Below are 5042 nucleotides of genomic sequence, written 5' to 3'. Positions count from 1 at the left end.
TTCCATGCCAGTTTTGGTTGAAAATGCTTGTCATCTCAGCTGTACACTTTTCTCATGAGGCCTAACTGCATGATTTTACGTTGCGAGGATCCGTCGTTTCACTGGGCTGCCAGCATAAAATCTATTTATTCAACAAAGCCACAACTGTGGTGATCTGCTCCGATGATTACCCAAAAGTTCTATTTATTCAACAAAGCCCATTGTAATAACAATTTTCAGACAAAATATCTTATTTATACCATTTAGGGTAAGTAACTCGACGCCTGTGACCATTTTATACAGTTTGGTTTTTATCATGAATTAATTTTTAATTATTAACAAAGTATCTACAGTAACAAAAATAAGGTATTTAGCTTATTTTATGAGGGTTATTTACATTAAATAATGGGCGAAATATAAAGAACTTAATTATTGATTTCAAACAAGGGATGAGTATGGAACTGTTTAAATTTAGTGATTATTACAAATAGACATTGTTGAATCTACTGGTAAATATCGAAATTCATCGATACACCTTATGTTTTGCGTTGTTTTCTCACTATCAAATAGTGGGTGTTGTTGGTTTATATATAAATTAATTAACGTTAATAAGGAGTGTTTATTAAATATTGGTTCTAAATTTAAATTATGACTTGCATAGATGTATACATAATTGCTATATAGCTATGATTTATTAGTGTTTTGTAATTAATAAATGGAGATTATTGTTTATGTCAGTAAATTTAAGTGGTGTCGGTTATAATGATCGTTCAAATGTTTTCTTCGATGAGGTGAATAATGTAAAAAATAAACAAAATGAAGCTGTTTTAGAAAAAAAAAGACATTCACATGTCGAAAATGAAACTGAAAAAAATATCCCATCAACATATTTAAATCCCCTTCAAAGTAAACTGAGGTTTACCGTACTAGAAAAAAAATTAATGGAAGACCTTCATGATGAAAAAGAGTTGTTCTTAAAGACAAGTTATCAACACTCTAAAAAAACATTAATAGCCTCAATTAAAATTATTAATAAGTTAATGCTCGAACCGGAGATAAACAAACGCGATCTTGGTTTGTTGTCAAAATATATTGAAAGTTTTTATCATAGAGTTGATACATCTGGTCCATATTGGAAAAGCGAAAATAATATTGTGTCTAGAACATTAAGCAAAATAGGAGACTATCTTGCTAAGACATATAATAATCTTCATGGTATATCAAATGAACCGGATAAAGAATTATTAGGTTTAACAAGTTCTTGGGTAGCAGCGATGATAGAGATGACCAAGAATAATTCCCAAGGGGATAATTCCACTATAAATTATAAAAATTTCAACGCAATATTGGAGTATCATGTTTTAAACCAAGAAAAACTATTGAACAATTATGAATTCTCTGTTAATACAGGGAAATTACTAAATTTAATTTATTATATAAGGCCGGGGACACTCGATAGTCAGATATTATCTAAGAGTAAGGATGCGATAGAGAGGAATTTATTAAAACTTGTCAGCCAATCTTTAAATATTGTCAATTCCAAAAAAAACAATTTTCCTCTTTATCATATTCGTTGTGCCTTGGATGTATTTTCATCCATCATCAATTCTGAGAAGAGAAACAATCCTAAAATTAGCTTTGAAACACAAAAAAACATTGATTTTAATTTAAATAATATATTAAAGAAATATAATTCCTTACCAGCCAAAAGTGAATTGCGTGAGGAAATTAATGTTGTTTTGACTAAATTTATAGAAGATACCGGGAGAAGTTTTGAAAAGAATGACTCGTCTGTATTTTCTGGTTTTTTGAAACCTATTTTAGAAAAAGAATTCATTCCCCATAATTTCAAACTTAATAGCGGATATAGAATAAAATCTTCTTATCATTTTAATAATGAAGAGAAAAATAAACTAAATGTTATAGCAACTAAAGTTCTAAAACATTTTCATGAATCATTCGGGGAAAAAAGTGTAAGAGATGATTATTCAAAACCATTGGAAATTATAGTGATGAAGAATAAAGATCACTACCATCGATATGGTAATTATCCTTTCCGTATAGACACAAATAATGGAGGTATTTATATTGAAGGGGATTCTAACAATCCTAATAATCAACCACGTATTTTTGTTTATATGAAAGACAATAATATTCATAATTTTGGACATGAAATTGTTCATTATCTTGATGGTAAATATAATAAGTATGGTGATGCTAATATGTTTCCCTCAGAGGATATTACATGGTGGAGCGAAGGTCTGGCAGAGTATATATCGCATGGGAAAAAAAATGAATATGCCGAAAGTGTTTTAATGAATTGCCAGCCAGAAAATAGACCTAGCTTGAGGCAAATAATTGATATAGACGGGTTTTCTGCTAATGGGCATAGTGAGAGATTATACGCCTGGCCATATTTTGTGCAAAAATTTCTCGATAGTTCACCACAACTGCGTTCTGTTCGTGGTGAATTAGTTCGCTCCCTAAGACAAGAAATTGGATCCAGCGGTGATAAACCTTCTTATTCTAGAGTTTTAAAAAACTTTGGACAAAAATATAATGAGGAGTTTTATTATTGGCTAAATCAACAGTCTAACCATTCAATAAGCATAAATAGATATTCTAATCGTGGATGATTTGATTCAATGATTAAATATAATGTGAAATAAATGATATCTTGGGTTGTGTCTCTCTGTCGCGTAATTACGTGTTAAAAAGAGTGACGCAACCTAATTACGGCTTTGTTGAATAAACATATTTTATGCTGCATCCCCAGTGAAACTGCTGATCTTAGCAACGTAAAATCATTCAGTTAGCTCGCGTAAGAAAACAGCATACCTAGAGTGACAAGCATTTTCCGCCAAACCAAGTATGGCAAAACAGCACGATTCCCTATTATTCAACAAAGCCGTTAAAATTCTGACGAATTCGCGTAGAATCCGTCCCGTGCCCTTGAGCCAACAGATCGGTCGTAATTACGCGCTGGCCCTGATATTCGATAACGGGCAGGCGGGTATTCTGGATGGTGATAATTTTGCTCATAGCAATGTCTCCATATTAAACGGATGTGGTTATCAGAGGGATAACTTGCAAAATTTTGCAGATTGGCGGTCAGATCGCTTACACTTGGCTTAACGCAGGAGGGTTTCCCATGGGCCAAGTTGCATTTGATACATTGCAGGCATCGGAAGAGCTTGAGACTGCTGGCATTTCCAGAGAGCAGGCGCGTACGATCTCGCTCGTCGTACGCAAGTCTCATGAGGTGGCGGATGTGGCTACAAAGGCTGATATTGCCGAAGTGAAGCGCGATATAGCTGACGTTCGCAAAGAGATATCCGATGTCCGGACTTATCCCCAGAGATCGCCGATGTCCGTAAGGATGTGGCTCATCGCTTCGAGAAAACCGAGGCTCAGATATCCTTAGTCCGCAAAGAGTTACAACTTGAAATGGCGTGTATTCGCTCTGAGCAAAAGCTCATGCGCTGGATGCTGTGTTTTGGGGTTATCGGTATTCTGTCGTTGGTTGTAAAAGCTTTCGTCATGCCTGTTCTGTAATGCGCCAATTGGGTCGGTAGCTCAGTGTGGAAGAGCGTACGTGTTCCCCCAACCGTAAGGACGCAGGTTAGAATCCCGCTCGACCCTCCACATTTTCAGTAACACCCTTCCTGCGTCAGGCGCTTAACCTGTTTGCGCAGCCGCCTGTTGTCTTCCGCCATATACCCAATCACCGCCCTGAGCGTCCGTGTTTCCCAGTCCTCATTAGGCTGCCTGCCCAGACTGACCAGATAGCGGGCATCGTCTATACTCTCGCCGCCGTTGGTGATAGCGACGACATCGCCCATATTGGGGTGTCTGAAGGTCAGCACCCGTGCGTTATCCAGTTTCATAGATCCTCCATAAATTTTTCTGTCATTTTCCTGTTCAGTACCACTACGGTAAATCCCAGCACCCTGAGCTGGTTATGTTCGCGTTGCTGGGCAGTGCGTGCTTTCTGCCCCGGTGCCTTGCATTCCACAAACAGCACTTTGCCATCAGGCAGAAGCACAAGCCGATCCGGTACGCCTCGCCTACCCGGTGACACAAACTTGTAGGCAATACCGCCCGCTTTTTTCACTTCCGCTACAAGGTGCTTTTCGATGGTGGATTCACGGATGTAAGCCATCGGTAACCGCCTCTTTCAGCTTTTCCCGCCCGATCTGCATCAGGCAAAAGTCACAGCGGTTTTCGCTCCACTTCTGGTTAGCACCGTTGCGTGATAAGCGGCTGGCTTTTGTCCATACCTTTGCAGCGCGGCGGTAATCGCCCTCGCGTTCAATTTGTGCAGCTTCACGCGCAGCCCGGAAATACAAGGGGCTGTCATAATTTCTAAAATACATAAGGGTTAGTCCTTACATACAGCCAGCGTCAGCACCGTGTTATTATCTGCTAACGCCATGATATCGATTACGGTTTTAACTACATGAAATACAAAGTTAGAATTAGATTGACCAATCCATCACCAATGCTGCTCATGAAGCTGGAGTCTGCGATGGTGCAGAAAAATTTCCGGAGTTTAGGTGGTAGCCTTGACGGTGGTGACAATTACTACGTCGAATACCACTATGCCTGTGCCAAACGTACCGAAAAGGAAGTTTGTGCACTAGCCTATAGCAATGCAGAACAGGTACAGAAATCTATGGTCACCCCCATTTTTGCAACACTGATTTTTGACTAATGGTGTGCTTGCTTCAATCTATCCGGCGTCCCTGTGGGCGAGATGCCCGCGCCTCGATGAATTCCGCGCCTGGTGAACCTGAAAAGTCCCTCGGCTTCAGTGAGCCATTTTTGTCGTCAGGTTTTTCAGCAGGCCGATATGCCGTTCATGTCATCAATAATCAGTCTTCGCAAAACCAGATAGGTAACTGCTGTTTAATTACTTAATAATCAGTGTCTTGATGTAGTTCTATATAACATCAGGCCTGATATTCATTGTGATTAGTTGTGATTGACCAGGCTATTCGCGCCAGTTTGTTTGCCAGAGCACAGGCGACAATATTTGAATGTTTGTTATCGAGTTGCCCCCG

Annotated in this window: 7 protein-coding genes, 1 tRNA gene and 2 pseudogenes; 5 read left to right on the top strand and 5 right to left on the bottom strand. The window is 38.8% G+C overall.

From position 1 onward, the window contains the following. Nucleotides 1–80 precede the first annotated feature (80 nt). Both QZ506_RS02005 and QZ506_RS02000 read left to right on the top strand, forming a co-directional pair. Nucleotides 81–206 (top strand): hypothetical protein, encoded by a 126-nt coding sequence (locus QZ506_RS02005; RefSeq protein WP_291968679.1) that lies wholly within the window; start codon nucleotides 81–83, stop codon nucleotides 204–206. Between the two features lie 504 nt (nucleotides 207–710). After that, on the top strand, nucleotides 711–2615 hold the full coding sequence (locus QZ506_RS02000) for a collagenase (RefSeq protein WP_291968677.1): 1905 nt from the start codon (nucleotides 711–713) through the stop codon (nucleotides 2613–2615). Between the two features lie 259 nt (nucleotides 2616–2874). On the opposite strand, the gene QZ506_RS01995 is transcribed toward QZ506_RS02000, so the two are convergent. Next, a complete protein-coding gene (locus tag QZ506_RS01995) occupies nucleotides 2875–3021 on the bottom strand; it encodes a hypothetical protein (RefSeq protein ID WP_291968675.1) in 147 nt (48 codons plus the stop codon). Between the two features lie 109 nt (nucleotides 3022–3130). On the opposite strand from QZ506_RS01995, the pseudogene QZ506_RS01990 reads away from it, so the two are divergent. Together QZ506_RS01990 and QZ506_RS01985 are read left to right on the top strand one after the other, a co-directional pair. After that, nucleotides 3131–3534 (top strand): annotated as a pseudogene (locus tag QZ506_RS01990) (hypothetical protein). Nucleotides 3535–3544: 10 nt separating this feature from the next. Next, nucleotides 3545–3624 (top strand) — tRNA-Gly (locus tag QZ506_RS01985). A 5-nt stretch (nucleotides 3625–3629) separates the two neighbouring features. On the opposite strand, the gene QZ506_RS01980 is transcribed toward QZ506_RS01985, so the two are convergent. Genes QZ506_RS01980 through QZ506_RS01970 form a run of 3 tightly spaced genes read right to left on the bottom strand, consistent with a single transcriptional unit; the run spans nucleotide 3630 to nucleotide 4355 of the window. Then, the gene (locus tag QZ506_RS01980; RefSeq protein WP_291968673.1) at nucleotides 3630–3866 is read right to left on the bottom strand and encodes a hypothetical protein; all 237 of its coding nucleotides are present in this window, start codon (nucleotides 3864–3866) and stop codon (nucleotides 3630–3632) included. Continuing rightward, on the bottom strand, nucleotides 3863–4141 hold the full coding sequence (locus QZ506_RS01975) for a VRR-NUC domain-containing protein (protein ID WP_291968672.1): 279 nt from the start codon (nucleotides 4139–4141) through the stop codon (nucleotides 3863–3865). The genes QZ506_RS01980 and QZ506_RS01975 overlap by 4 nt, the downstream gene beginning before the upstream one ends. After that, on the bottom strand, nucleotides 4125–4355 hold the full coding sequence (locus QZ506_RS01970) for an ANR family transcriptional regulator (protein ID WP_291968669.1): 231 nt from the start codon (nucleotides 4353–4355) through the stop codon (nucleotides 4125–4127). Before QZ506_RS01970 ends, QZ506_RS01975 begins: the two co-directional genes overlap by 17 nt. Nucleotides 4356–4507: 152 nt before the next feature. Between QZ506_RS01970 and QZ506_RS01965 the strand changes: the two genes are divergently transcribed. Then, entirely contained in the window at nucleotides 4508–4693 is a 186-nt protein-coding gene (locus tag QZ506_RS01965; protein ID WP_291968668.1) for a hypothetical protein, read from the top strand. A gap of 238 nt (nucleotides 4694–4931) precedes the next feature. On the opposite strand, the pseudogene QZ506_RS01960 reads toward QZ506_RS01965, so the two are convergent. Continuing rightward, nucleotides 4932–5042, bottom strand: a pseudogene (locus QZ506_RS01960) (IS110 family transposase); the annotation flags it as partial.

Origin of the sequence: Candidatus Symbiopectobacterium sp. (assembly GCF_020054415.1) — a bacterium.
Taxonomy (GTDB): domain Bacteria; phylum Pseudomonadota; class Gammaproteobacteria; order Enterobacterales; family Enterobacteriaceae; genus Symbiopectobacterium.
Note: the sequence above shows the minus strand (reverse complement) of the source record. Positions and strands in the feature narration are given on the sequence as shown.